This is a genomic window from Pseudomonas sp. Z1-12 (assembly GCF_051132015.1).
Lineage (GTDB): Bacteria > Pseudomonadota > Gammaproteobacteria > Pseudomonadales > Pseudomonadaceae > Aquipseudomonas > Aquipseudomonas zanjanensis.
In genome coordinates this window covers 1,326,278-1,349,863 of record NZ_CP071647.1, presented here as the reverse complement: position 1 = coordinate 1,349,863, position 23,586 = coordinate 1,326,278, and the positions used below count along the sequence as shown (strand labels likewise).

The window sequence follows — 23,586 nt, the reverse complement described above, 5'->3', positions numbered from 1 at the left end:
GCAAGCTCGCTCCCACAGGGGACCTGGACAGGTCGAAAAATCCAGGCATCCCACAGGGACTGACCAATGGCTGGTCTACCGCTGCAGTCGATCCAACGCTTCGCCGCTGCGCTTGAACCAGTCGATCAAGTAGTCGGCCAGCACCTGGGTGCGCTTGGGCAGGCCGCCCTGGTACGGGTGCACCAGGTACATCGGCATGCGCCGGGTCTGGTAATCGCGCAGCAGCCAATGCAGGCGTCCGTCAGCCAACTCTTCATGCAGCAGGTACGACGGCAGCCGGGCGATTCCGGCATCAGCCAGGGCGGCTTTTTTCAGCAGGCTGTAGTGATTGCTGGCGAACGGCCCCGAGACGCGGACCCTCAGCAGTTCGTGTTGCTGGTGGTAAAGCCATTCTTCCCGACCGCTGTAGTGGCTGTTGAGCAAGCAACGGTGCTCGGCCAGGGCCTGGGGTGTCTCAGGTGCGCCGTAACGCTCAAGGTAGGCCGGGCTGGCGCAGGTCATTTCGTGCCACGCCAGCACTGGCCGGGCCACCAGCCGGTCATCGATGGCAGCGTCGGAACGGATCGCCAGGTCGAAGCCATCACGGCTCAAGTCACGGTAACCGTTGTTGAGCTCCAGTTCGATCTGCACGTCGGGATAGGTGCGAGCGAACTCCGTCAACAAACCCTCGAAGAACGTTTCGCCCAACGAAACCGGCACCGTCATACGCACCGGCCCGGAGATGTCATCCTTCAACCGCGCCAATGCCTGACGCGCCCTTTCTACCTGCACCAACAATGCCTGGGCCTGGGGCAACAACGCCGCCCCTGCCGCCGTGAGGCTCAGGCGCCGAGTGGTGCGTTGCAGCAGCACCACTGAAAAGCGCTTCTCCAACAGGCTGATACGCTTGGACAACTGGCCCTTGCTGCACCCCAACTGCTGGGCCGCCAAGGTGAAACTGCCGGCCTCCATCAACACGGCAAATGCCGCCAGGTCATCCATTTCGCTCATTGGATTGTTTCCAAATGAAAACCAAAGGTTGCCTATTAGCATGATTATCAATGGAAAGAACCCCTCTAGACTGAAAACTCATTCAACCCATTGAGGAACAGCTCATGAAAATCCTGTTGATCGGCGCCAACGGCACCATCGGTTCGGCCATCGATAACGAACTGTCGCCCCGCCACGAAATCGTTCGGATCGGCCGCCACAGCGGTGAACTGCAAGTGGATATCAGCGACAGCGCCTCGATTCGCGCCCTGTTCGAGAAGACCGGCCGTTTCGATGCCTTGGTCTGCGCCGCCGGCAACGTCACCTTTGCGCCCCTGGCCGAGATGACCGAAGACAGCTTTGCCCTGGGTTTGAAAGACAAACTGATGGGCCAGGTCAACCTGCTGCTGATCGGCCGCGAATTCGCCAACGACGGCGCATCCTTCACCCTCACCAGCGGCGTGCTCAGCCACGATCCGATCAAGAGTGGTGCCTCGGCGGCCCTGGTCAACGGTGCCCTGGACAGCTTCGTGCGCGCTGCGGCAATCGAGTTGCCACGGGGCATGCGGGTCAATTCGGTGAGCCCGAACGTACTGCTGGAAGCCATGGATAAATATGCGCCGTACTTCCGTGGCTACAAGCCGGTTCCCGCAGCGGAGGTGGCATTGGCCTATGCGAAGAGTGTCGAAGGCTTGCAAACCGGCCGGACTTTTCATGTGGGCTGAGGAAGAATGTCCGGCGGCGCCCTGGTTGCAATCAGGGCGTCGATGGTTCCAATAATTTGGGTACCAACGAACGGGCAGCTTCGCGCGATATGCTCATTCTTGCGGCAGGACCATTGAGCACTTCTTGCACTATTGCCGTGCTCACCAGTACCCCATCGATAAAAAACCGCAAGCGTTGATGCATCGCTTCGCGAGTCGCCTGTGCCATGCGTTGTTGCCCTTGCGGGCTAAACGTGACCTCAAGCGACAAGTAGTCCGGATTGGGATCGTCCACTTGCTTGAGTGTCAGGACCATTGCCGAAAAATCCGTAGCGGATGAAAGTTTGATATCCGCCGCCAGGCACTGCAAGGCCGCCACCATCCCCAATGCTACGAACAACGCCTGTTTTGCTTTCGTCACGAGTCCACCTGCAAGCTGAAATTGCGCAAGACTAAGGCATCCCCTCGACGCCTTGGCGTTTGAAATGACACGGAATGTTGCCGAAACCACAGGATTGGACTGCCAAGTTGACGCCATGACCTTGTGATGAAGGTTCAGTCTGAGTAACGTGGCGGCACTTGTCTGGAGACCCAATGATGCGTGCCGCTCGTTCCCTGTTGTTTGTCGCTCTCCTCCCGCTTTTCGCCGGCTGCCAGTTGCTCGAAGCGCCGCGCCAGAGCGCGTTCCATGCCGGGCAAACGCGTATGCAAGGCGAACTGACGGCGGCGGATGGCAAGCTGATGTTCCAGCCCTGCCAGGAACAACGCCGCTACATCGTCAACGACGCCGGCGGCACCAGCGTCCTGCAACAAGCTGCATCCTTGGCCGACGATCATGGCAAATTGTTTGCCGACGTACGCGGTCGCATCGTTTCCAGCGCGGCGGCCGGTACCGACAGCCAGTTGGACGTCGAGCAGCTCTATCGCCTGGAACCGTCGGGGACCACATGCGATAACGCTGACTTCAAACGCATGATTCTGCGCGCAACGGGCCACAGCCCGGAATGGACCCTCACGGCCAGCGGCAAGGGCCTGGTACTGGATCGCGTAGGTCAGCCGCCACTGGCGGTGCCTTATGTCGAGGAACAGTTGGGCGATGGCCGCTTCAACCTCGGCACCGAAGCCAACGGCGAGAAAGTCGAACTCTGGGTGACACCGGCACGCTGTGTCGACAGCGCCAGCGGCAGCGTGCAGCACATGAGCGCCGAGTTGCGAGTCAACAACCAGGTCCAGCGCGGCTGCGCCTACTTCGGTGGCGCGCGCGACGACTGATTCACCGCTTTTGGCTTATAATCGCCGGTTCACGCCCTGGTGCAGTTGTGCATCCCGCGAACCGGACCCCGCCATGTTACGAATCACCGAACTCAAGCTGCCAATCGATCACCCCGAAGACGACCTGCGCCCTGCCATCCTGCAGCGCCTGGGCATCGCCAGCGATGACCTGCTCGACTTCACCTTGTTCAAGCGCAGCTACGACGCGCGCAAGAAATCCTCGGAACTGTGCTTCATCTACACCATCGACCTGACGGTGCGCGATGAAGCCAGCGTGCTGCGCAAGTTCGCCGATGACCGTAACGTCAACGAAGCGCCGGATGTCAGTTACAAAGTGGTGGGCCAGGCGCCGACCGACCTGAGCGAACGGCCGATCGTAGTCGGCTTCGGCCCGTGCGGGATCTTCGCCGCCCTGTTGCTGGCACAGATGGGTTTCAAGCCGATCATCCTCGAGCGTGGCCCGGAAGTGCGCCAGCGCACCAAGGACACTTGGGGCCTGTGGCGCAAAAGCGTGCTCAACCCCGAATCCAACGTGCAGTTCGGTGAAGGTGGCGCAGGGACGTTTTCGGACGGCAAGCTCTACAGCCAGATCAAAGATCCGAAATTCCTCGGTCGCAAGGTCCTGCACGAATTCGTCAAGGCCGGTGCACCGGAAGAAATCCTCTATGTCAGCAAACCGCACATCGGCACCTTCCGCCTGACAGGCGTGGTGGAAACCATGCGTGAGCAGATTCGCGCCCTGGGCGGTGAAGTGCGCTTCGGGCAGCGGGTTACCGATGTTCTGATCGAAGACGGTCAACTGGTTGGCGTCGAGCTGGCCAGCGGTGAGCAGATCCATTCGAAACATGTGATCCTCGCCCTCGGCCACAGCGCCCGGGACACGTTCCGCATGCTCCACGGTCGGGGCGTATACATGGAAGCCAAGCCGTTCTCGGTGGGTTTCCGCATCGAACACCCGCAATCGCTGATCGACAGTGCGCGCCTGGGCAAATACGCCGGCCATCCGAAACTCGGCGCCGCCGATTACAAGCTGGTGCACCACGCCAAGAATGGTCGTTCGGTGTACAGCTTCTGCATGTGCCCGGGCGGCACCGTGGTGGCGGCGACGTCCGAGCCGAACCGCGTCGTGACCAACGGTATGAGCCAGTATTCGCGCAATGAGCGCAACGCCAACTCTGGCATCGTCGTCGGTATTACCCCGGAAGTGGATTATCCAGGGGGCCCATTGGCCGGGATCGAATTGCAGGAACGCCTGGAATCCCATGCGTTCGTGCTCGGCGGCAGCAACTACGAGGCTCCGGCGCAACTGGTGGGCGACTTCATCGCCGGCAAGCCGTCTACGGCCCTGGGCAGCGTCGAACCTTCCTACAAGCCAGGGGTGTCCCTCGGTGACTTGGCCTTGGCCCTGCCGGATTTCGCCATCGAAGCTATCCGCGAGGCCCTGCCGGCGTTCGAGAAACAGATCCGCGGCTACTCGCTGCATGACGCCGTGCTGACCGGCATCGAAACCCGCACCTCATCGCCCCTGCGCATCACCCGCAACGAGTCGCTGCAGAGCCTGAACGTCAAGGGCCTGTTCCCGGCGGGTGAAGGCGCCGGTTACGCGGGCGGAATCCTGTCGGCGGGGGTGGACGGGATTCGGATTGCCGAGGCGGTGGCGCGGGATATGCTGGGGCTCGAGGGCTGAGGAGGCCAATGCTGTTCACTCAAGGCAGCGTCTTGCCTAGATAGACAGCATGACCCTGTGGGAGCGAGCTTGCTCGCGATGGCGGCCTGGCATTCAACACAGCTGTTGACTGATCCACCGCTATCGCGAGCAAGCTCGCTCCCACAAGGGATCTCGGGGGCTTTCAGATTCAGATATTCGCCCGCAACACACTCTCCGGCAGCGCCTCGCCCCGCTCCACACTCGCTGCCACGATGTCCATCAGCCCATTCAACTCATAGCCCTGGGCCTTGAGCCACACCGGGTCGTAATAGGTCGTGGCATAACGCTCGCCACCGTCACACAAGATCGCCACGATCGATCCCGACTCCCCGGCATCTGCCATCTGCCGGGCCGCCATGAGTGCGCCGATCAGGTTGGTACCGCTGGACCCACCGACCCGTCGTCCCAAGCGCTCGGCCAGGTAGTGCATGGCCGCCAGTGACAAGGCATCCGGAACCTTGACCATCGCATCGATGACTTTCGGCAGGAACGACGCCTCGACCCGCGGCCGGCCGATGCCCTCGATGCGTGAACCGCAGTCCAGGCGCAGGCTCGCGTCGCCACTGCGGTAGTAATCGAAGAACACGGAACGCTCGGCGTCGGCGCATAACACGCGGGTGCCGTGCTGGCGGTAACGGACATAACGTCCCAGGGTCGCCGTGGTGCCGCCGGTGCCAGGGCTGGAAATCAGCCAAGCGGGCTCCGGATGCCGCTCGAAGCGCATCTGCTGGAAGATCGATTCGGCAATGTTGTTATTGGCCCGCCAGTCCGTGGCGCGCTCGGCGTAGGTGAACTGGTCGATGAAGTGCCCATCATGCTCGCGGGCCAAGCGTTCGGATTCGGCGTAGATCTGCGTAGGGTCGTCCACCAGGTGGCTCTGACCGCCATAAAACGCGATCTGTGCGATCTTTTCCCTGGAGGTGGTCGCCGGCATCACCGCAATGAACGGCAGGCCCAGCAACCTGGCGAAGTAAGCCTCGGAAATCGCCGTCGAACCGCTGGAGGCCTCGATCACTGGCGCACCGGGCTTGAGCCAGCCGTTACACAACGCATAAAGAAACAGCGAGCGCGCCAGCCGATGCTTGAGGCTGCCGGTGGGATGGCTGGACTCATCCTTGAAATACAGTTCGATGCCCGGCAGGCCAGGCAGCGGCAGCGGAATCAAGTGGGTATCGGCGCTGCGCTGGAAGTCAGCCTCAATGATGCGGATCGCTTCGCGGGCCCACTGGCGATGGTCGTTCATGGTGTTTTCTCACTGATCGGTTCGACGCGGGGAAATCACGCGGTCGTGCAGGCAAGGGCTGGCGTTCGGAAAAACCAGACGCCAGCTTAGGAAAAAACCGACATCGCGCACAGGTACAGCTAAGGTCCAATATGGCCCGTAACTGCCGACTGTGTGGCGCAGGCCTTGTAACGACATATAACAAAAAAGAATATAACTTTTGTTTTAACAACTAACAGTACGGGTTAGGGTGTGCCATCTTTTTGATTCAATGAATGGAGAGCGATCGTGGCTCTACGCAATTCTCTGACACGTTTTTTTCAACTGGAAGCTGCCAGCGGCCTGCTGCTGATCGCTGCCGCCGTGCTGGCCCTGGTCATCAACAATTCGCCGCTGTCCTGGCTATACAACGGCCTGCTCGACACGCCGGTGGTCGCCCAAGTCGGCGCGCTGAAAATCGCCAAACCCTTGCTGCTGTGGATCAACGACGGCCTGATGGCGATGTTCTTCCTGCTCATCGGTCTCGAGGTCAAGCGTGAGGTCCTCGATGGGCAGTTGTCGAAACCTTCGCAAATCGTCCTGCCAGGGGCGGCGGCGATTGGCGGTATGGTGGTGCCCGCCCTGATCTATTGGTTTCTCAACCGCGACAATCCTCCCGCCCTCGCTGGCTGGGCGATTCCCACCGCCACCGACATCGCGTTCGCCCTCGGTGTGCTGGCCTTGCTTGGCAAGCGGGTGCCGGTGTCGCTCAAGCTGTTCCTGATGACCCTGGCGATCATCGACGACCTGGGCGCCATTATCATCATCGCCATCTTCTACTCCGGCGCCCTGTCGACCTTGTCGCTCATGCTGGCGGCCGCCTGCATCGCCGCGCTGGTGGCGATGAACCGGATGGGGGTGGTCAAGCTCGGGCCCTACATGGTCGTGGGCCTGATCCTCTGGATCTGCGTACTCAAGAGCGGTGTCCATGCCACCCTGGCCGGGGTAACCCTGGCGTTCTGCATCCCGCTGCGCACGAAAAACGCCGAGACCTCGCCGCTGCTGACCCTGGAACATGCCCTGCATCCCTGGGTGGCCTACGGCATCCTGCCGCTGTTCGCTTTCGCCAATGCTGGCCTGTCCCTGAGCGGCGTCACCGTCGAAAGCTTCACCCATCACGTGCCGATGGGTATCGCCATCGGCCTGCTGCTGGGCAAGGCCGTCGGCGTCTTCGGCCTGACCTGGCTGGCGGTGAAAATCGGCATCGCCAGCCTGCCCGCCGGGGCCAATTGGGGGCAGATCCTGGGGGTGGCGATCCTGTGTGGGATCGGGTTCACCATGAGCTTGTTCGTTGGCTCCCTCGCGTTCGAGCCGGGTGTGAGTGACTACGCCGGCATGGATCGGATGGGGATTCTTACGGGTTCGATATTGGCGGCGTTGCTGGGTTATGCGGTGACGGCGGCGGCTAGTCGTAAGCCTGCATTGCCAAGCTGATCTAGCTTTTTTAAAGCCATTCCGGACGGTGTGTATATCCGTTGCTGCGGTAACGGCCACTGGCGGTTCCGCTTTTACAGCGGGTCACTTTTGGAAAAGCGCCAAAAGTAACCAAAAGCGCTTTGCCCCACCACTCGGCACCTCGCTTAGGCTCGGTGTGCCCTCACTCCGGCATTGCTCCGTGGGCCCGCCGCGAAGGGCCATCCATGGCCCAGCGCGGCTAACCCGGCATCCATGCCGGGTTGCCCACTGCGCAATGCCTGCGTTCGGCCAGCGTGGTTTAACGGGGCGCCCAGATCAAGATCAAGATCAAGATCAAGATCAAGATCAAGATCAAGTCCAAAGCAAGAGCAAGAGCAAGAGCAAGAGCAAGAGCAAGCGGGGCATAGGCCGGCAGTTATGTGGCTGAGCCACCGCTATCGCGAGCAAGCTCGCTCCCACACTGGATCTGCGGTGAATACAAAACTCATGTCCGACACAGAACCACTGTGGGAGCGAGCTTGCTCGCGAAGAGGCCAGCCCATTCAACATCTTCATCGAATGTGACATCGTCTTCGCGAGCAGGCTCGCTCCCACATGCGATTTTCAGCAGACACAACATTCAATTCAACACAGGTCCTGTGTGGGAGCGGGCTTGCTCGCGAAGAGGCCTGTACATCCAACCTCATCATCGACTGTAACGCAGCCTTCGCGAGCAAGCCCGCTCCCACAGGAGAAACGCGGTCACCAGCATGAACCAGGTCGGCTATAAGGCCGCCTCGCTCGGCTTTTGATTTTGATCTGGGGCGCCCCGTTAACCACGCTGCCTTCGTGGCGTCTGAAAAAGCGACCCGCCGTAAGGCGAAACCCTAAGCCGCCGTTACCGCAGCAACGGAAATACACACCACCATTCAAAACAAAACCATAAAAAAACGGCGCCTTCCCTCCCAGGAATGAGCGCCGTTTTTTCTGACCTGACTCCGCTTAGTGCGATACGCGACTCGTGCCATCCACAGTGGAAATACGAACCCGCTCACCCACACGGAACACCTCGTTCTCCTGAACCTGCTGCACATACGCACGCATACTGCCGTCATCTTCACGCACAGTGATTTCCACACCCTGGGTACGGGTCAGGCCTTCTTCAGTGGCGGAACCGATCAGGCCACCGGCCACGGCACCGATCACAGCAGCGACGATGCTGCCACGGCCACCACCAATGGCGCTGCCGCCAACACCACCGACCACGGCACCCGCCGCACCGCCGATCGGGGTCTTGGTGCCTTCGATCTTGACCGGACGCAGGGATTCGATGGTCCCCATGCGAATCGTCTGCACGCGACGCGCTTCGTCACGGGAGTAGGAGTCACCGGTCAGGCTCGACTGACAGCCAGTGAGCAACATCGCCATCGTGGAAAAGGAAGCAACCAGCAAAACAGACTTACGCATAGCATCAACTCCAAAAGACAGGGATTCATTAAACTCCCCAGCTTGACGCCTGTCACGGCCTTGCCGGGATAAAATTGTTTTCATTCAGGTGGGATACAGGCGCACCGGAAAAATTCACCAAACAGTAGCGCCAATTTACGAAACCTGCGTCATCAACCCAGGGATTTTTCATGGATTATTTCATTATCGTCGTCACCACCGTGCCGGCTTGTACTTCCACGGCTGGCTGTACGTGCGGATCAAACGCTGGATGGACCGCGACCTGGCGCTGTCGTTGGCGGGGCAGGACGAGCAGAAAAAGACCTACATGCTGCAACAATTGACCCGCGCCCGAGAGCAAGGCATCAAGCGCAGGGACCTGCCGCAATGGTTGCAAACCGCTGCGGCAGGTTATCCCGTTAAGGCGCCAGGCGCTCGCGAGTCCAGTTCGCCCCTTGCAGGCGGTAGTTGAGGCGATCATGCAGGCGGCTCGGGCGGCCCTGCCAGAACTCGATGCGCTCGGGCAGCAAGCGGTAACCGCCCCAATGCTCCGGGCAATGGGGTTGGCTGTCACTGAAGCGTTGCTCGGTGGCCTTGAGCAAATCGTCCAACTCCCCGCGCCCTGAAATCACCCGGCTCTGGGGTGAAGCCCAGGCGCCGAGACGGCTGCCCAGCGGGCGAACCTGGTAATAGGCGTCCGACTCTTGCGCCGTGACCTTGACCACTTTGCCTTCGATGCGCACCTGGCGTTCCAGGGCCGGCCAGAAAAACGTCATGGCCGCGAACGGATTCGCGGCCAGTTGTTGGCCCTTGGCGCTGTCGTAGTTGGTGAAGAACGTAAAGCCCAGGGCATCCAGGCCCTTGAGCAGCAGGATCCGGCAATGCGGGCGCCCGTCTGCATCCACCGTCGCCAGGGTCATGGCGTTGGCCTCCACCGGGGCCTGTTCGGTTTTCACCGCGTCGGCGAACCATTGGTGGAACAATGCAAACGGCTCGGCCGGGGCTTGTGCCTCGGTCAAGCCGTCGCGGGTGTAGTCGCGGCGCATATCAGCCAGCGGTTGGGTCATGGCGCATTCCTTATGGTTAGCCCATCACTGCTTCGGAGTCTCGGCGGCCGCGACTTTCTTGGTATCGGTGGCGGCTTTGGCCAGTTGGGGTTTCTTCGCCGGGGTGGCGGGCTTGGCCGGGGCTTTCTTTGCAGGCGTCTTGGTCGCGGCTTTTTTGGCCGGCGCTTTCTTGGTCGAGGCTTTCTTGGTCGAGGCCACCGCTTTTTTAGCCGCAGGCGCAGGGGCCGGGGCAGCAGGCTTCACATCCTGGGCGGCAACCATGGTCACCGGGGCCGGCGCCGGCATGTTGTATTTGCTCAGCAGCGCAACCATGGTGTTGGCCGGCGTGACCAGCAGTTCCACACGACGGTTCAAAGCGCGACCCTCGACGCTGTCGTTGGCCGCACGTGGCGCCACTGCGCCCATGCCGCGCAGCATCAGGCGATCACGTTGCAGGCCGCTGAGGCGGAAAATCGCCGCCACGGACTGGGCACGCTCCTGGCTGAGCTTGAGGTTGGCCGGGGCAGCGCCCGAGGTATCGGCATGGCCGAGAATCAGCACGGCAGTCTTCGGATCGGCCTCGAGGATCTTCGCCACGCGGGTGAACGGGCCGAGCGTCACAGGCAACAGCATGGCCGGGCGGTCCGGGTTGAACGAGCCGTCCACGGGCGCGGTGACCACCAGCACGTTGTCGCGGCGCTCGAGTTCGAGCTTGCTGTCCTTGATGGCGGTGCGCAGCTTCGGCTCGTAGTCGTCGAGCCAGGCCTGGGTAACTTTCGGATCGGGCATCGGCACCGCCTTGGCGGTTTCCTGATCCTTGCCGCCGAACGGCCACCACCACTTGCCGTTGCTTTCGGCTTCGGCCTTGGCAACTGCAGTCTGCGCCTTGGCCTCAGGCTTGGCTTCAGCGTTTGCTTCGGCTTTTCTGGCGGCGTCTGCGGCGGTTTCCTCGGAAGAGAACGGCCACCACCAATTGCTGGCGCCCTCGGCCTTGGCTTGCGGTGCGACGGCGGCTGGCTTCAGGGGCGCCACTGGCGCCGCTTCCTTGGCCGCTACCTTGTCGGAAGAACCGAACGGCCACCAGCCACTGCCGCCCTCGGCATCATTTTGTGGGGTTTGTGCGCAACCGGTGATAGCGAAGCACAGCGCCAGAGCGAGGGTTTTATTCGATGACATTGGATATCCACAAAATGATCTAGATGAAAAAACAAGGCCATGTTTTGGCCGCATAAACAGACGCTTGGAAACTGAAAAGGACACGAGGTTCCTGTGTCCATGGCCTTCAATGGCGTTTTATAGACAAGTGGCAAGCACCCGCGCAAGGTTCTGCGCGCGCGGGTCCATCAACACGTAAGGCCCAAGCGTGTTGGTCACGAAGCCGAACGCGACATCATGTTCGGGATCGGCAAACCCGATCGAGCCTCCTGCCCCCGGATGACCGAACGCCCGTGGGCCGAGGCCGTACGTCGCATTCGGCACATCCGGCTGGTCAAGCATGCAGCCCAGGCCGAAACAGGTCTGAGTCAACAACGTCTTATCCTCGCCGAGGCTGTGCTGGCGAGTCAGTTCGTCGAGCATTTCACCTTCCAGCAGGCTGCCATCGAGCAGTCCCGCGTAGAACCCGGCCAGGCTACGGGCATTGCCGTGGCCGTTGGCCGCCGGTTGCTGCATGCGTCGCCATTCCGGTTTGTTGGTGCTGGTCATGATCGACGGCGGATTGATAAACGCCCGGGTGGTCATCGCCGTGGGCTCGCGCATCGTCACCTGCAACAGGCGCTGGGCCGCCGCATCGCCGACGTTGCCTTTGCCACGGGCGATGTGGGCCACGCGATGAAATTCCTCGTCGGCCAGGCCCACGTGAAAATCCAGGCCCAACGGCTTGGCGACGCGGGCCACGATGGACTCCCCCGGGCCTCGCCCGTCGGCCCGGCGCAACAACTCGCCCACCAGCCAGCCGTAAGTGATCGCGGCATAACCGTGGCCCTCGCCCGGCGTCCACCAAGGCGTTTCGGCCGCCAGGGCGTCGACCATGGTCTGCCAGTCATACAGCGCTTCGGGCGGCAATAGCTCACGCAGCGCCGGAAGTCCGGCCTGATGGCAGAGCAGTTGGCGCAGGGTAATACCAGCTTTGCCCGCCGCCGCGAACTCAGGCCAATAGCGGGCCACCGGGGCGTCCAGTTGCAACTTGCCTTCGGCCACCAGTTGCAAGGCGGTGACGGCGGTGAACGTCTTGGTGCAGGAGAACAGGTTGGCGATGGTGTCGCTGTGCCAGGCTTCATGGCTATCCTTGTCGGCGGTACCGGCCCACAGGTCGATCACCGTGCGCCCACCCACCTGGATGCACAACGCCGCGCCGCGCTCCTGGGGGTCATCGAACAATGCCGCGAACGCTTCACGCACCGCTTCGAACTGAAGCTCGTAATGACCTTGAATTTGCACCCGTAACTCCCTTGAAACAAACACTTTTAAGGTGGCTGGCATTGTTTCAGCCATTCAGGCTTTTGGGAACCGCCGCAAGACGGCTGACCGGACTGGTTCTGGCCTTTGTGGCGAGGGAGCTTGCTCCCGCTGGGGTGCGCAGCAGCCCTGTTCAGACCGCACGCCATAGGCCTGGCACACCGCTGTGCCAGGTTTGGGGCTGCTGCGCAGCCCAGCGGGAGCAAGCTCCCTCGCCACAAAAGCGCCCATTTGCCACAAAAGCGCCCTTGCCACAGCAGGTCATTGCACGTATCAGGAAATCTCTCGCCGAAACGGCGGCAATGCATTGAGGATCGCCTTGCCATAGCGCTGGGTCACCAGCCTGCGGTCGAGCAAGGTGATGGTGCCGCGGTCTTCTTCGGTGCGCAGCAAGCGGCCACATGCCTGGACCAGCTTCAGCGAAGCGTCCGGCACGGAGATTTCCATGAACGGATTGCCTCCGCGGGCTTCGATCCACTCGGCCAGCGCCGCCTCTACCGGATCGTCGGGAACCGAGAAGGGGATCTTAGCGATCACCACGTGCTCGCAATAGGCACCGGGCAAGTCCACGCCTTCAGCGAAGCTCGCCAGGCCGAACAACACGCTGGAATCGCCACCGTCGACTCGTGCCTTGTGCTTGTTCAGGGTTTCCTGCTTCGACAGGTTGCCCTGGATGAACACCTGCTTGCGCCAGTCACGGTCCAGGCCATCGAATACGTCCTGCATTTGCTTGCGCGAGGAAAACAGCACCAGCGTGCCCCGTGAGCCCTCCACCAGTTCCGGCAGGTCGCGGATGATCGCGGCCGTATGGCCGGCCGCATCCCGTGGGTCGGCCTTGAGGTCCGGCACCCGCAGCACACCGGCGTCGGCGTGGTGGAAGGGGCTTGGCACCACGGCGGTCACGGCTTTCTTCGGCAGGCCGGCGCGCATGCGGAAGCGGTCGAACGTGCCGAGGGCGGTCAGGGTGGCGGAGGTCACCAGCGCGCCGTAGGCCACGTTCCACAGGTTGCGCCGCAGCATTTCCGCCGCCAGGATCGGACTGGCATTGACCTCGATGTCGAACAGCGAACCGCTTTCGGCCAGGGTCAGCCACCGCGCCATCGGCGGGTTGTCTTCCGGGTCTTCGGCGGTGAAGGCCGTCCACAGTTCCCAATTGCCTTGAGAGCGGGACAGCAGGCTGCCGAACAGCGGATACCACTCCTCGGCCTGGTTGCTGGCGATACCAATGCTGACCTCGCCATCCATGCCTTCCTTGAGCAGGTCGGTCAGCCGCGTGAACAGATCCGTCAGGCGCGCGAAACCTTTCTTGAGCTCGATGCCCATTTCGCGCATGTGTTCAGGAATCACCCCGCCGACAAACCGGTGGCGTGGCCGCTCGCGGCCCTCGACGTCTTCGCCGGGCTTGAAATCGGCCACTTGCTCGCACGCGGTGAACATGAACTGCTGGTTCGTCTTGATTTCCCGCGCCAGCTCCGGCACCTGCTCGATGAACTTGCCCAGGTCGCCCGGCAGCGGATGCTGGGCCAACAGCTTGGTGAGGTTCTTGGCGGTGGTTTCCAGCCAATCGGCGGTGGAGCGCAGCCGGGTGTAATGGGCGAAATGACCGATGGCCTTGTCCGGCAGGTGATGGCCTTCGTCGAACACGTAGATCGTGTCGCGCGGGTCCGGCAGCACCGCACCGCCGCCCAGGGCCAGGTCGGCCAGGACCATGTCGTGGTTGGTGACAATGACGTCGACCTTGCCCATGCCTTCCCGGGCCTTGTAGAAGGCGCACTGGCCGAAGTTAGGGCAATGGCGGTTGGTGCACTGGCTATGGTCGGTCGTCAGGCGGGACCAGTCGGCGTCTTCCAAGGCCGTGGACCAGCTGTCGCGGTCGCCGTCCCATTTATTGCCGGCCAGCTTCTCGATCATGCTGGTGAACAGCTTCTGGCTGGCTTCATCCACCTCGATCTTGAAGCCTTCTTCTTCGAACAACTGGGCCGTGGCGGTCTGGGCGTGGCCTTCCTGGAGCAACATGTCGAGCTTGGACAGGCACATGTAGCGCCCGCGCCCCTTGGCCAGGGCGAACGTGAAGTTCAGCCCGCTGTTGCGCATCAGGTCGGGCAGGTCCTTGTAGACAATCTGCTCCTGCAGGGCGACGGTGGCCGTGGCGATCACCAGGCGTTTGCCAGCGGCCTTGGCAGTCGGAATCGCCGCCAGGCTGTAGGCCACGGTCTTGCCGGTACCGGTGCCGGCCTCCACCGCCACGATGGCAGGCTCGCCGCTGCGCCGGCCTTCGTCGTCGGTGTCGATGTCACCCAGGACTTTTGCCACTTCGGCAATCATCAGGCGCTGGCCATATCGCGGCTTGAGGCTCTTGGCTTCGAGAAAACGCGAATAGGCGCCCTGGATCGTGGTTTTGAGTTCGGTGCTGATCATGAATGGTCGGGCGCTAAAAACGCTGGATAAATTTTCAGTGGTTCGGATCGGCGGCTATCATACCCCGCTAATGAATCCTGCGCAGAACGGAGTAACCCAATGACACCCTTTGCCCTCGTCTACACCCTGCATTTACTGGCGGCCCTGATCTGGGTCGGCGGCATGTTCTTCGCCTGGATGATCCTGCGTCCCGCCGCAATGACGGCGCTAGAGGGCCCTGCCCGGCTCAAGTTATGGGTAGAAGTGTTTCAGCGTTTTTTCGTCTGGGTCTGGGTGGCGGTGGTGCTTTTGCCGATCAGCGGCGTCGGCCTGATCCATCTGCGCTTCGCCGGTTTCGAAACCGCGCCGCGTTATGTGCAGATAATGATGGGGCTGTACATAGTGATGACAGCACTGTTTATCCGCATCCAGGGCTTGCAACTGCCCGTTTTGCGTAACGCCGTAACGGCGCAGGACTGGCCGGCGGGTGCGGCGGTGCTCGGGAAAATCCGGCGGTTGGTGGGGATCAACTTGTTGATCGGGTTACTGGTGGTGGCGATCGGCGCGGCGCGGCCGATGTTCTGAAAATCACATAAAACCCTGTGGGAGCGAGCTTGCTCGCGATGACGGTGTATCAGGGGATACTTCATCGACTGAAACAACGCTATCGCGAGCAAGCTCGCTCCCACAGGTCTTTCAACAGGTCAGAAACGAGATGTTTCTTTAGAACCGCTGCACCGTCACCGTCCCCGCCGCTCCGGCAGGCCCGGGCTGGCCGTCGGCGCCAGGGCGACCGCTCTTGCCGCCATCCGCGGTATAGACCACGCAGCCCTTGGCCTTGCCGCCCGCCCCAGGCTTGCCGCCGTGTCCCGCCGGACCACCGGCACCGCCATCCACCGTGACCTTGATCTGCTCGGCAGGATAGGCCCGGGGCAGTTCGAGGCGCACCTGCGCACCGGCGGCGCCCGGCTGGCCATCGCTGCCATTGCTGCCGTCGGCACCGCGACCGGCCGAGCCCCAGGTGCAACCCGGTGCCTGGCCATTGGCACCGTCGAGCCCCACGTAACCCGGTGCACCGGTGCCGCCACGGGCGTCCACCGACAACAAGAGCCCATTCAACACCTTGAAACGCAGGTTGAGATCGCGCCCCGGCCGCGCGGCCTTGGTGTAGGTACCCGGTGCGCCCCGTGAAGTGATCTGGCTGCCCTCGGCCAATTCAGCCCGGGCCACTTTCATTTCCAATGCCTGCTGCGCCGGCACGATGGCGATCCGCGCTTCACGTCCCAGGTGCAATTGGTCGATGGACAACTCAGTGACATTGGACGGCACCAACAGCGTGCCGTAATCGGCCACTTCCAGGCGTTCCAGGGTCAGTGTGCTGGTGGTGTTGGGCAGGCGCATCAACGAATGGCTTTCGACCTGGAGCACCTGGGCCGAAGCCCACGGGCATACAAGTGCGGCAAGCAGACACAATTTACGCATGGGAAGCCTCTGGCGCGGTCGGGAGGGTTTGCAGATGGAAGATGCCGAACAGCAGCACTCTGAGGCGGTCACGGCCAGGGGCGGCGCGGCCACGGAAACTGGCCCGGAACAACAGCAGTTCCAGCACATGCAGCACCAGCAAAAAAGCACCGGCGAAATTGACCAGCAGATGCAGCGGATGGACGAACGGCACGACCAAATTGACCAGCACCACCAGCCAGAACAGCAGGGTCAGCAAGCGCCCCAGCCCCCAAAACACCTTCATACGCCACCCTGATGGAGAATTATTCTTTGCGCGCACAGTAACGGCTTGCGCGCCGGATAAGCCAGAGGGCCAGGCAAATTTAATCCAACCCGAGCCCCCGCCGACCGGATCGCCCTCCCGACGATCCGGCAGCTCTGGCCCGCAGCTCAGCGCTGGAGATGCAATTCGACCCGGCGATTCTGCGCGCGCCCTTCGTCGGTCTCATTGTCGGCCACCGGCTCGCTTTCGCCCTTGCCTTCGCTGGTGAGTTTGTCGGGGGCGAGTCCCTGGGTCAGCAAATACTCCACGACGCTACTGGCGCGACGTTCGGACAGCCCTTGGTTATAGGCATCGCTGCCGACGCTGTCGGTGTGACCCACTACCCGGATGCTGGCGACATTGGCATGGCTGAGCTTGCCCATCAGCCCATCGAGCTGGCTTCGAGCCTCTGCGGTGAGATCGGATTTGTCGAAATCGAACAGCACCTTGCCCGCGTCGTTGAGGGTAATGACCTCGCTAGTCGGCGCTTGCGGTTCGACCGGTGGCACGCTGGCCGGGTATTGCGGCACCGGGCAACCATGATGCTCGACCGGTGTATTGGCTGGGGTATCGGGACAACGGTCGCGGCGGTCGAACACGCCGTCATCGTCTTCATCGCCATCCTGGGCGTAGCAGATCAAGCCACCGCCCAGCAGCCCCAAGGCGGCGCCACCAGCGGCCCAACCGCTGCTTTCAATGGCCCCCAACCCGCCGCCGACAAGGCCGCCGATCAGGCTACAGATTGGCCAGGTGCGTTGATTGAGGGGTGCGCTGCCGTCGCTGTGAGTGGCGCAACCGGACAACAGACTGCTCGCCAGCAGCACCGGTAAGGCGGCCCTGATTAGAACGTTCATGGTGAAGGCTCCTGTGTCACCGGCCCATACCGGTCACACAGGAGTAAAGACCCGCATCCGCAACTCTACAAGCCGCGGATGCCAAGGGTTTCAACGGTTTATCTTGATCTCCGTGCGGCGGTTCATCGCGCGGCCGTCGGCGGTCTTGTTATCGGCCACCGGCTGGCTCTCACCGGCGCCGGACACCGAGACAAAACTGGACTGCGGCACGCCGTTTTCGACCAGGTATTTCACCACTGAATCGGCTCGCCGCTGCGACAGTTTCTGGTTGTACGCATCGCTGCCAACGCTGTCGGTGTGGCCGGTGACACTCAGTTGCGCGGTGGACGTTTCCTGCTTCAGGCGGGTGGCGACCGTACTCAGTACATCCTTGTCGGCTGGGGTCAGCGTGGCTTTGTTGAACTCAAAGTGCACATCGCGGATCACGATGGTTTCTTCCTTGACCACGACCGCTTCTTCGACCACCGGCGCCGGTGCGGGCGGCGGGCAACCGTCGGCATCGACCTGCACGCCCTTCGGTGTGCCCGGGCATTTGTCACGGCTGTCCGGCACGCCATCGCCGTCTTCGTCGCCGTCGCCCTTGACCCAGCAATAAGCTGCCGCCATGCCGCCAACGTACAACGCGCCGCCGCCAGCCCAGGAAGTGCTTTCTATGGCGCCCAATCCGGCGCCGATCGCGCCGCCGACGGCCGCACAGGTCGGCCAGTCGGTTTTTTGCAAACCTGCGCAACCAGTCAACACACTGGTTAGCAGAACCAGGGGTAACGCTGTCCGAACTATGCTCATCGGGATTCTCCTTGAGGGATCGGCTTGGCGCCGATTCAGGGGAGTAAAGACCCGACTTCGAATCTGCGCCAGCCTGAGCAATCGCGGGTTTTCGCCCCGTGTTTACGACGTTTGCGCACATTCCGGGACAAACCGCTCTAGGCCATGATGTCCGGGCAGGCTATCGTGGTGGTTCTGACTGAGGAACTTCGATGACCGTTGCCATTTCTTCGCGTACGCCCCAGCAAGCCCTGGCGGCCGTGCTTGACCGCTATGCCCCGCAAACACTGCTGCTGATCGGTGCCAGCGGCTTTCCCGCACTCGAAGCCTTCCGGCAGGCCCACCCCGACACCGAAGTGGTCCACGCCGGCCCCGGCGCGCTGCCGGCGGACGTGGCGGCGCGCCGTTTTGACCTGGCCCTGGCACTCGATTGCCTGGAGCATTTGCCCAAGCGCGAGGGCCTGAACCTGCTGGGCGGCATCCGCAATCTCAACGCCAGCCGCATCGCCGTGCTGGCCGACCTCACTGCCTGCGGCTGGCAAGAGACGGACTTTTTCTCCCTGGCGCTGCAAGCCAGTGAGCGATTCCAGCGTGACGATCAGGTGCTGACCCTGTTCACCTACGATCTGCTTGAATACAAACAAGTCCCCGACTGGCTCAACTCACGTTTCTGGGCCAACCCGGAAAACTTCGGAAAATATTGGTGGTAACCGTGAACACAAGCTCCCAATCACCCATTTGCCCCTGCGGCAGTGGCAATTCACTGGACGCCTGCTGCGGCCACTATCACGACGGTCACCCGGCGCCCTGCGCCGAAGCCTTGATGCGCTCGCGCTATAGCGCCTATGTGCTGGGCCTGGTGGATTACCTGGTTGCCACCACCCTGCCCGCCCAGCAGCAAGGCCTTGATCGCCAGTCGATCAGCGAGTGGAGCGCCAACAGCACCTGGTTGGGGCTGGAGGTGGAAAGCAGCGAAGTGTTCGGCGGTAAACCGGAACACGCCTTCGTCACGTTCACGGCGCGCTGGCACGATGGCCAGGGCGAGCATAGCCACCGGGAACAGTCCTCGTTCGTGCAGAACGACGGGCGCTGGTACTTCATCGACCCGACCGTGCCGGTGAAGACGGGACGCAACGACGATTGTCCGTGCGGCAGCGGGTATAAATTCAAGAAATGCTGCGCCGGTTACTTCAACCGCTGATTTTTCGGAAACGTCCGACGCCCGTCCATCGGCCCATAGGGCTAGACTGGGGATAAACCAGAGGCACGGACATGACCCTTCCATCCTTCTTGCTGCGCGTCACCTGCCTGTTGCTGTTCTTCGGGTTCGGCGGCTGTGCCTCCTGGCGAGGTGATGAAGCCGCTGAGCCCCAGGTGCACCTGGTCAAGGTCGAGGTGATCCGGGCCCGGCTGGTGGAACAGAGGTTCATGCTGCACTTTCGCGTCGACAACCCCGGCGACAGCGACCTGACCGTTCGTGGCCTGACCTACCGTGTCCACCTGGGCGAGCTGTTGCTGACCGAAGGCGAGCATGAACACTGGTTCACCGTGCGCCCCAGGCACAGCGCCTACTTCAAGGTGCCGGTGCGCACCAACCTGTGGCCCCAGGTGCGGGAAGTGGTGAAGCTGCTGGAGAAACCCCGGGAACAGATCCCCTATCGTCTGGAAGGTGAGCTGGAAACCGGATTATTCATCGCCCACTACGTGCACCTTGAGCGCAATGGCGTAATAATCGCCGCCGATTTAATTGCGGAGTAACCCCGATGACCCAGCAACCCCACGTTCACGGCCCTGATTGCAACCACGATCACGACCATCACCACGATCATGACCACGGCCATGTCCACGGCCCGAACTGCGGCCACGCCCACCAGGAGCCGGTACGCAACGCCCTGAAGGATGTCGGTCGCAACGACGCTTGCCCGTGTGGCAATGGCAAGAAATTCAAGAAGTGCCACGGGGCTTGAGGGGCTGGGCGAAGAAGTTTTTCGCCTGTTAGACCGTCATCGCGAGCAAGCTCGCTCCCACAGGGGATTTGCGGTGAGGCGATATTTAATGATCGCCGAAGAATCAATGTGGGAGCGAGCTCGCGATGAGGTCGGTACATTCACTGCATATGTATCAGCCCGCCTGCAGAATCCGCTCCACACCCACCACCGTCGCATACTCACCGTGCAAGTTGCCCAGGGACATGGCATGCACCTCGGCCGCCGAACGAGGATTGCCGAAGTAATCGGTCTTGTCGAAGGTATAGCAGGCGTCCTCGGCCACCCAAGTGTCGAACCCCAGGTTGCCGGCCGTGCGCGCCGTGGACTCCACCGAGTTGTGCGTCGCCACACCGACGATCACCAATTGCCCGATGCCGGCTTCGCGCAGGTCTTGCTCCAGGCGCGTGCCACTGAACGCATCCGGAACCTGTTTTTGCACCAGCCGTTCCCCGGCCATCGGCTCGAACCGCGGCTGGACCTCCACCCCCGATTGCCCCGGCCAGAACACCGAGTCCGGCGAACGGGACAAGTGATGAACGTGAATCACCGACCGCGCCGTGCGTCGCCAGAAGGCCAGCAGCTCCAGCATGCGCAGCTCGGCCTCGGGGTTGTTGCGAGGGCCGAGCCTGGGGTGAAGGATGCCTTTTTGTTGATCGATGAGGATCAGCGCCGCGTCGTGCTGTAGCTCCATGCCGGTATTCTCTTGCTCGTTCATTGAATGTTCCACACTTGAGCATCCCCTTGTCCAATAGGCAAGCCTCGAGCAAACGCGCTGACTTGTGGCGAGGGAGCTTGCTCCCGCTCGGTTGCGCAGCAATCGTAAAAACCTGCCAGCCGTATTTTCCTGGCACACCGTTTCGAATGGTTTTGGGGCTGCTACGCAGCCCAGCGGGAGCAAGCTCCCTCGCCACGGTTCACAGTCGTCCTGGGGTGAGCGGTACTTCCGGGCCGGGCTTTCATCGCTAAATCAACAAATAACCCTCGCCCCCGCTTGCGCGGCCCCCGCCTGCTCACTAACGTAGCGCCTTTATTGGTGCCACCCCCTCCCGCAGGAGCTTTGCCATGGCCTCGCCAGCCTCTATTTCCCTTATCCCCCGGCTCGGCGTTGCCGCCGCAGTGGCCAGTGTGCTCGGTTTGAGCGGATGCCAGACCTGGAATGCCCAGGACACTGTCCCGCCGACTTCCGGTGTGCAGCCGCTCAAGGGGCTGGCGCAGAACGTCTCGGTCCGGCGCAATGCCACAGGCATGCCGTTGATCGAAAGCAACAGCTTCCATGACGCCCTGTTCACCCTCGGCTACGTCCACGCCAGCGACCGCATTGCCCAGATGGTCACCCTGCGCCTGCTGGCCCAGGGGCGGTTGGCAGAGATGTCCGGCGCCGAACGGCTGGACGTCGACCGCTACATGCGCGCCGTCAACCTGAAGAAAAACGCCGACGAGCTGTACAAGGCGTCTTCGCCACGGCTCAAGCGTTTCTTTGAAGTCTATGCCCGCGGCGTCAACGCCTACCTGTTCCGCTACCGTGACAAGCTGCCGGCGGACCTGACCGCCACTGGCTACAAGCCTGAATACTGGAAGCCGGAAGATTCGGCGCTGATGTTCTGCCTGCTGAATTTCAGCCAGTCAGCCAACCTGCCGGAAGAAGTCGCCAGCCTGGTGCTGGCCCAGACCCTCAACAACGATAAGCTCGCCTGGCTGAGCCCATCCTATCCGGACGAGCAACTGCCCGTGACCGAGGCCGACAAGCTCCAGGGCCTGCGCCTCAACGGCCAGATCCCAGGCCTGAACGAAATCAGCAAGGCCACCGGCCAGTTGGCCGGGCTGAATCTGTTGGGCGCTGCGTCTGCAAGCAACTGGGCCATCGCGCCGCAACGCAGCCGCAGCGGCAAGAGCTTGTTGGCCAGCGACAGCCATGGGCCGCTGGGCATGCCGGGGCTGTGGAGTCCCGTACAGATCCGCGCGCCCAAGTACCAGGCGGCCGGGGTTTCCGTGGCGGGCATCCCAATGATCCTGGCCGGTTTCAACGGCAAGGTGGCCTGGAGCATGACCAGCGTGTTGGGAGACAACCAGGACCTGTTCCTGGAAAAAATCCGACGCCAGGGCAACAGCCTGTCCTACGAGGTCAACGGCAAATGGCAGCCGGTGATCGTGCGCAACGAAACCTACTTCATCAAAGGCCAGCGACCGATTCGTGAAGCCGTGTTCGAAACCCGCCATGGCCCGTTGCTCAACAGCGCCCAAGGGCCGGCCATGGCCAACGGCTTTGGCCTGGCCTTGCAGACACCCAGCTTCAGCGACGACAAGACCCTGGATGCCTTCTTCGACCTGTCCCGGGCACAGAACGTCGAGAAAGCCTCCGATGCCAGCCGGGAAATCCGCGCCATGGCGGTGAACCTGGTCTTTGCCGACGCCAGCCATATCGGCTGGCAAGTCACCGGTCGCTACCCGAACCGCCGCGAGGGCGAAGGCCTGTTGCCATCGCCAGGCTGGGACGGTCGCTACGATTGGGACGGTTACGCCGACCCGATGTTGCACCCCTACGATCAAGACCCGGCCCAGGGCTGGCTTGGCACGGCCAACCAACGGGTCATTCCCCACGGCTACGGCATGCAGTTGTCCAACTCCTGGGGCGCACCGGAGCGTGGCGAACGCATGGCCGAATTGGCCAGCGCGGGCAAGCACGACACCCGCAGCCTGACCGCCATGCAATACGACCAGAGCACGACGTTCGCGGCCAAGCTCAAGCGCGTCTTCGAAGCCCCGGGCATGGCCCAGCCGCTCAAACAGGCGATCGAAGCCTTGCCGGTGGCTGACCGGGCCAAGGCCCGCGAGGCCTATACCCGCTTGATGGCATTCGATGGCCGGCTCAGCCCGACCTCCGCCGACGCGGCGATCTATGGGCTGTTCCTGCAGGAAAGCATGAAGCAGATTTTCCTCGACGAGCTGGGCCCGGACAGCAGCGCGGCGTGGCAGGCGCTGGTCGCCAACGGCCAATTGTCCTACTCGGCCCAGGCCGATCATCTACTGGGGCGCGAAGACAGCCCATTCTGGGACGATGTGCGCACACCGCAGAAAGAAGACAAGGCCGTCATCCTCGCCCGCAGCCTGGCCGCCACCATCAGTGCCGGTGACAGCCAGTTGGGCGGTGACCACAAGGCCTGGCAGTGGGGCCAGTTGCATCGTTATACGTGGAAAAACAGCAACGGCCAGATCGTACGTGGCCCGCTACCGGCCGGCGGAGACAGCACCACGCTCAACACGGCGTCGTTTGCCTGGGGGCAGGATTTCGCCACCACCCTGGCGCCGGCCATGCGTTTTATCGTCGACTTCGGCCAGCCTGAACCGTTGATGATCCAGGACGGCACCGGCCAGTCCGGCAACCCGGTCAGCCCACACTATGCCAATGGCATCGATCCATGGATCAAGGGGCAATACCAGAATTTGCCGCTGCAATCGCAGAACTTCGATCGAGCCTACGGCAAGACGCGGTTGACCCTGGTGCCTGGCAAGTAACTGCAACCCCGGGCCTGGAGACAGGATTTGTGGCGAGGGAGCTTGC

At 62.1% G+C, this 23,586-nt stretch carries 23 protein-coding genes and 1 pseudogene; 11 read left to right on the top strand and 13 right to left on the bottom strand.

Features of this window, described 5'->3' with window-relative positions:
• Positions 1–75: 75 nt before the first annotated feature.
• Positions 76–990, bottom strand: coding sequence for a LysR family transcriptional regulator (locus tag J3P85_RS05935; RefSeq protein WP_434705197.1), 915 nt, complete (start codon positions 988–990; stop codon positions 76–78).
• 104 nt (positions 991–1,094) lie between these two features.
• Here J3P85_RS05935 and J3P85_RS05930 point away from each other — a divergent pair, with 104 nt between their 5' ends.
• Positions 1,095–1,694: a short chain dehydrogenase gene (locus tag J3P85_RS05930; protein ID WP_434705195.1), complete on the top strand. Its 600-nt coding sequence runs from the start codon at positions 1,095–1,097 to the stop codon at positions 1,692–1,694.
• 31 nt (positions 1,695–1,725) lie between these two features.
• Here the strand turns inward: J3P85_RS05930 and J3P85_RS05925 are convergent, their stop codons facing one another.
• Positions 1,726–2,094, bottom strand: a complete 369-nt coding sequence (locus tag J3P85_RS05925) for a SecDF P1 head subdomain-containing protein (RefSeq protein WP_434705194.1) — start codon at positions 2,092–2,094, stop codon at positions 1,726–1,728.
• Between the two features lie 176 nt (positions 2,095–2,270).
• On the opposite strand from J3P85_RS05925, the gene J3P85_RS05920 reads away from it, so the two are divergent.
• Together J3P85_RS05920 and J3P85_RS05915 are read left to right on the top strand one after the other, a co-directional pair.
• Complete coding sequence (locus tag J3P85_RS05920; protein WP_434706326.1) at positions 2,271–2,945, top strand: COG3650 family protein; 675 nt, start codon at positions 2,271–2,273, stop codon at positions 2,943–2,945.
• Between the two features lie 73 nt (positions 2,946–3,018).
• The gene (locus J3P85_RS05915; protein WP_434705193.1) at positions 3,019–4,632 is read left to right on the top strand and encodes an NAD(P)/FAD-dependent oxidoreductase; all 1,614 of its coding nucleotides are present in this window, start codon (positions 3,019–3,021) and stop codon (positions 4,630–4,632) included.
• 169 nt (positions 4,633–4,801) lie between these two features.
• Here the strand turns inward: J3P85_RS05915 and J3P85_RS05910 are convergent, their stop codons facing one another.
• Positions 4,802–5,896, bottom strand: a complete 1,095-nt coding sequence (locus J3P85_RS05910; protein ID WP_434705191.1) for a PLP-dependent cysteine synthase family protein — start codon at positions 5,894–5,896, stop codon at positions 4,802–4,804.
• A 267-nt stretch (positions 5,897–6,163) separates the two neighbouring features.
• On the opposite strand from J3P85_RS05910, the gene nhaA reads away from it, so the two are divergent.
• On the top strand, positions 6,164–7,348 hold the full coding sequence (nhaA, locus tag J3P85_RS05905) for a Na+/H+ antiporter NhaA (protein ID WP_434705190.1): 1,185 nt from the start codon (positions 6,164–6,166) through the stop codon (positions 7,346–7,348).
• Positions 7,349–8,311: 963 nt separating this feature from the next.
• On the opposite strand, the gene J3P85_RS05900 is transcribed toward nhaA, so the two are convergent.
• Entirely contained in the window at positions 8,312–8,776 is a 465-nt protein-coding gene (locus tag J3P85_RS05900) for a glycine zipper 2TM domain-containing protein (RefSeq protein ID WP_003184697.1), read from the bottom strand.
• A gap of 170 nt (positions 8,777–8,946) precedes the next feature.
• Between J3P85_RS05900 and J3P85_RS05895 the strand changes: the two are divergent.
• Positions 8,947–9,227 (top strand): annotated as a pseudogene (locus J3P85_RS05895) (hypothetical protein).
• Here J3P85_RS05895 and pdxH read toward each other — a convergent pair.
• The 4 genes from pdxH to dinG all read right to left on the bottom strand — a co-directional run bounded on the left by pdxH (position 9,175) and on the right by dinG (position 14,676).
• On the bottom strand, positions 9,175–9,822 hold the full coding sequence (gene pdxH / locus J3P85_RS05890; RefSeq protein WP_434705189.1) for a pyridoxamine 5'-phosphate oxidase: 648 nt from the start codon (positions 9,820–9,822) through the stop codon (positions 9,175–9,177). The pseudogene J3P85_RS05895 and the gene pdxH sit on opposite strands and share 53 nt — an antisense overlap.
• 24 nt (positions 9,823–9,846) lie before the next feature.
• Positions 9,847–10,977 carry an OmpA family protein gene (locus tag J3P85_RS05885; protein WP_434705188.1) on the bottom strand — a complete coding sequence of 377 codons (1,131 nt, stop codon included), beginning with the start codon at positions 10,975–10,977 and terminating at the stop codon, positions 9,847–9,849.
• 117 nt (positions 10,978–11,094) lie between these two features.
• Positions 11,095–12,240 (bottom strand): serine hydrolase domain-containing protein, encoded by a 1,146-nt coding sequence (locus J3P85_RS05880; protein ID WP_434705187.1) that lies wholly within the window; start codon positions 12,238–12,240, stop codon positions 11,095–11,097.
• Between the two features lie 291 nt (positions 12,241–12,531).
• Positions 12,532–14,676 (bottom strand): ATP-dependent DNA helicase DinG, encoded by a 2,145-nt coding sequence (gene dinG / locus J3P85_RS05875; protein WP_434705186.1) that lies wholly within the window; start codon positions 14,674–14,676, stop codon positions 12,532–12,534.
• A gap of 99 nt (positions 14,677–14,775) precedes the next feature.
• Here dinG and J3P85_RS05870 point away from each other — a divergent pair, with 99 nt between their 5' ends.
• Positions 14,776–15,240: a CopD family protein gene (locus J3P85_RS05870; RefSeq protein ID WP_434705185.1), complete on the top strand. Its 465-nt coding sequence runs from the start codon at positions 14,776–14,778 to the stop codon at positions 15,238–15,240.
• 138 nt (positions 15,241–15,378) lie between these two features.
• On the opposite strand, the gene J3P85_RS05865 is transcribed toward J3P85_RS05870, so the two are convergent.
• The 4 genes from J3P85_RS05865 to J3P85_RS05850 form a co-directional block, all read right to left on the bottom strand.
• On the bottom strand, positions 15,379–16,137 hold the full coding sequence (locus tag J3P85_RS05865; protein ID WP_434705184.1) for a collagen-like protein: 759 nt from the start codon (positions 16,135–16,137) through the stop codon (positions 15,379–15,381).
• Positions 16,130–16,402: a DUF1145 domain-containing protein gene (locus J3P85_RS05860; RefSeq protein WP_186708429.1), complete on the bottom strand. Its 273-nt coding sequence runs from the start codon at positions 16,400–16,402 to the stop codon at positions 16,130–16,132. The genes J3P85_RS05865 and J3P85_RS05860 overlap by 8 nt, the downstream gene beginning before the upstream one ends.
• A 146-nt stretch (positions 16,403–16,548) precedes the next feature.
• Positions 16,549–17,274, bottom strand: coding sequence for an OmpA family protein (locus J3P85_RS05855; RefSeq protein WP_434705183.1), 726 nt, complete (start codon positions 17,272–17,274; stop codon positions 16,549–16,551).
• Positions 17,275–17,364: 90 nt separating this feature from the next.
• The gene (locus J3P85_RS05850; RefSeq protein ID WP_186708425.1) at positions 17,365–18,060 is read right to left on the bottom strand and encodes an OmpA family protein; all 696 of its coding nucleotides are present in this window, start codon (positions 18,058–18,060) and stop codon (positions 17,365–17,367) included.
• A gap of 191 nt (positions 18,061–18,251) precedes the next feature.
• On the opposite strand from J3P85_RS05850, the gene J3P85_RS05845 reads away from it, so the two are divergent.
• The 4 genes from J3P85_RS05845 to J3P85_RS05830 all read left to right on the top strand — a co-directional run bounded on the left by J3P85_RS05845 (position 18,252) and on the right by J3P85_RS05830 (position 20,006).
• On the top strand, positions 18,252–18,749 hold the full coding sequence (locus J3P85_RS05845) for a DUF6231 family protein (protein WP_434705182.1): 498 nt from the start codon (positions 18,252–18,254) through the stop codon (positions 18,747–18,749).
• 2 nt (positions 18,750–18,751) lie between these two features.
• The gene (locus J3P85_RS05840; RefSeq protein ID WP_186708421.1) at positions 18,752–19,240 is read left to right on the top strand and encodes a YchJ family protein; all 489 of its coding nucleotides are present in this window, start codon (positions 18,752–18,754) and stop codon (positions 19,238–19,240) included.
• A 71-nt stretch (positions 19,241–19,311) separates the two neighbouring features.
• Positions 19,312–19,797, top strand: a complete 486-nt coding sequence (locus J3P85_RS05835) for an LEA type 2 family protein (protein ID WP_434705181.1) — start codon at positions 19,312–19,314, stop codon at positions 19,795–19,797.
• A 5-nt stretch (positions 19,798–19,802) separates the two neighbouring features.
• Positions 19,803–20,006, top strand: coding sequence for an SEC-C metal-binding domain-containing protein (locus J3P85_RS05830; protein WP_434705180.1), 204 nt, complete (start codon positions 19,803–19,805; stop codon positions 20,004–20,006).
• Positions 20,007–20,160: 154 nt separating this feature from the next.
• Here J3P85_RS05830 and J3P85_RS05825 read toward each other — a convergent pair whose 3' ends face one another.
• The gene (locus J3P85_RS05825; protein ID WP_434706325.1) at positions 20,161–20,718 is read right to left on the bottom strand and encodes a cysteine hydrolase family protein; all 558 of its coding nucleotides are present in this window, start codon (positions 20,716–20,718) and stop codon (positions 20,161–20,163) included.
• Between the two features lie 371 nt (positions 20,719–21,089).
• On the opposite strand from J3P85_RS05825, the gene J3P85_RS05820 reads away from it, so the two are divergent.
• Positions 21,090–23,540, top strand: coding sequence for a penicillin acylase family protein (locus J3P85_RS05820; RefSeq protein ID WP_434705179.1), 2,451 nt, complete (start codon positions 21,090–21,092; stop codon positions 23,538–23,540).
• Positions 23,541–23,586 lie beyond the last annotated feature (46 nt).

Bases quoted from the DNA above. Each gene is read 5' to 3' on its own strand.
- J3P85_RS05885 (WP_434705188.1), bottom strand. From the start codon at position 10,977: ATGTCATCGAATAAAACCCTCGCTCTGGCGCTGTGCTTCGCTATCACC.
- J3P85_RS05820 (WP_434705179.1), top strand. From the start codon at position 21,090: ATGGCCTCGCCAGCCTCTATTTCCCTTATCCCCCGGCTCGGCGTTGCC.
- J3P85_RS05850 (WP_186708425.1), bottom strand. From the start codon at position 18,060: ATGAGCATAGTTCGGACAGCGTTACCCCTGGTTCTGCTAACCAGTGTG.
- J3P85_RS05830 (WP_434705180.1), top strand. From the start codon at position 19,803: ATGACCCAGCAACCCCACGTTCACGGCCCTGATTGCAACCACGATCAC.
- J3P85_RS05865 (WP_434705184.1), bottom strand. From the start codon at position 16,137: ATGCGTAAATTGTGTCTGCTTGCCGCACTTGTATGCCCGTGGGCTTCG.
- J3P85_RS05935 (WP_434705197.1), bottom strand. From the start codon at position 990: ATGAGCGAAATGGATGACCTGGCGGCATTTGCCGTGTTGATGGAGGCC.
- J3P85_RS05870 (WP_434705185.1), top strand. From the start codon at position 14,776: ATGACACCCTTTGCCCTCGTCTACACCCTGCATTTACTGGCGGCCCTG.
- J3P85_RS05910 (WP_434705191.1), bottom strand. From the start codon at position 5,896: ATGAACGACCATCGCCAGTGGGCCCGCGAAGCGATCCGCATCATTGAG.
- J3P85_RS05915 (WP_434705193.1), top strand. From the start codon at position 3,019: ATGTTACGAATCACCGAACTCAAGCTGCCAATCGATCACCCCGAAGAC.
- J3P85_RS05835 (WP_434705181.1), top strand. From the start codon at position 19,312: ATGACCCTTCCATCCTTCTTGCTGCGCGTCACCTGCCTGTTGCTGTTC.
- J3P85_RS05900 (WP_003184697.1), bottom strand. From the start codon at position 8,776: ATGCGTAAGTCTGTTTTGCTGGTTGCTTCCTTTTCCACGATGGCGATG.
- J3P85_RS05930 (WP_434705195.1), top strand. From the start codon at position 1,095: ATGAAAATCCTGTTGATCGGCGCCAACGGCACCATCGGTTCGGCCATC.
- J3P85_RS05860 (WP_186708429.1), bottom strand. From the start codon at position 16,402: ATGAAGGTGTTTTGGGGGCTGGGGCGCTTGCTGACCCTGCTGTTCTGG.
- J3P85_RS05920 (WP_434706326.1), top strand. From the start codon at position 2,271: ATGCGTGCCGCTCGTTCCCTGTTGTTTGTCGCTCTCCTCCCGCTTTTC.
- pdxH (WP_434705189.1), bottom strand. From the start codon at position 9,822: ATGACCCAACCGCTGGCTGATATGCGCCGCGACTACACCCGCGACGGC.
- dinG (WP_434705186.1), bottom strand. From the start codon at position 14,676: ATGATCAGCACCGAACTCAAAACCACGATCCAGGGCGCCTATTCGCGT.
- J3P85_RS05855 (WP_434705183.1), bottom strand. From the start codon at position 17,274: ATGAACGTTCTAATCAGGGCCGCCTTACCGGTGCTGCTGGCGAGCAGT.
- J3P85_RS05845 (WP_434705182.1), top strand. From the start codon at position 18,252: ATGACCGTTGCCATTTCTTCGCGTACGCCCCAGCAAGCCCTGGCGGCC.
- J3P85_RS05825 (WP_434706325.1), bottom strand. From the start codon at position 20,718: ATGGAGCTACAGCACGACGCGGCGCTGATCCTCATCGATCAACAAAAA.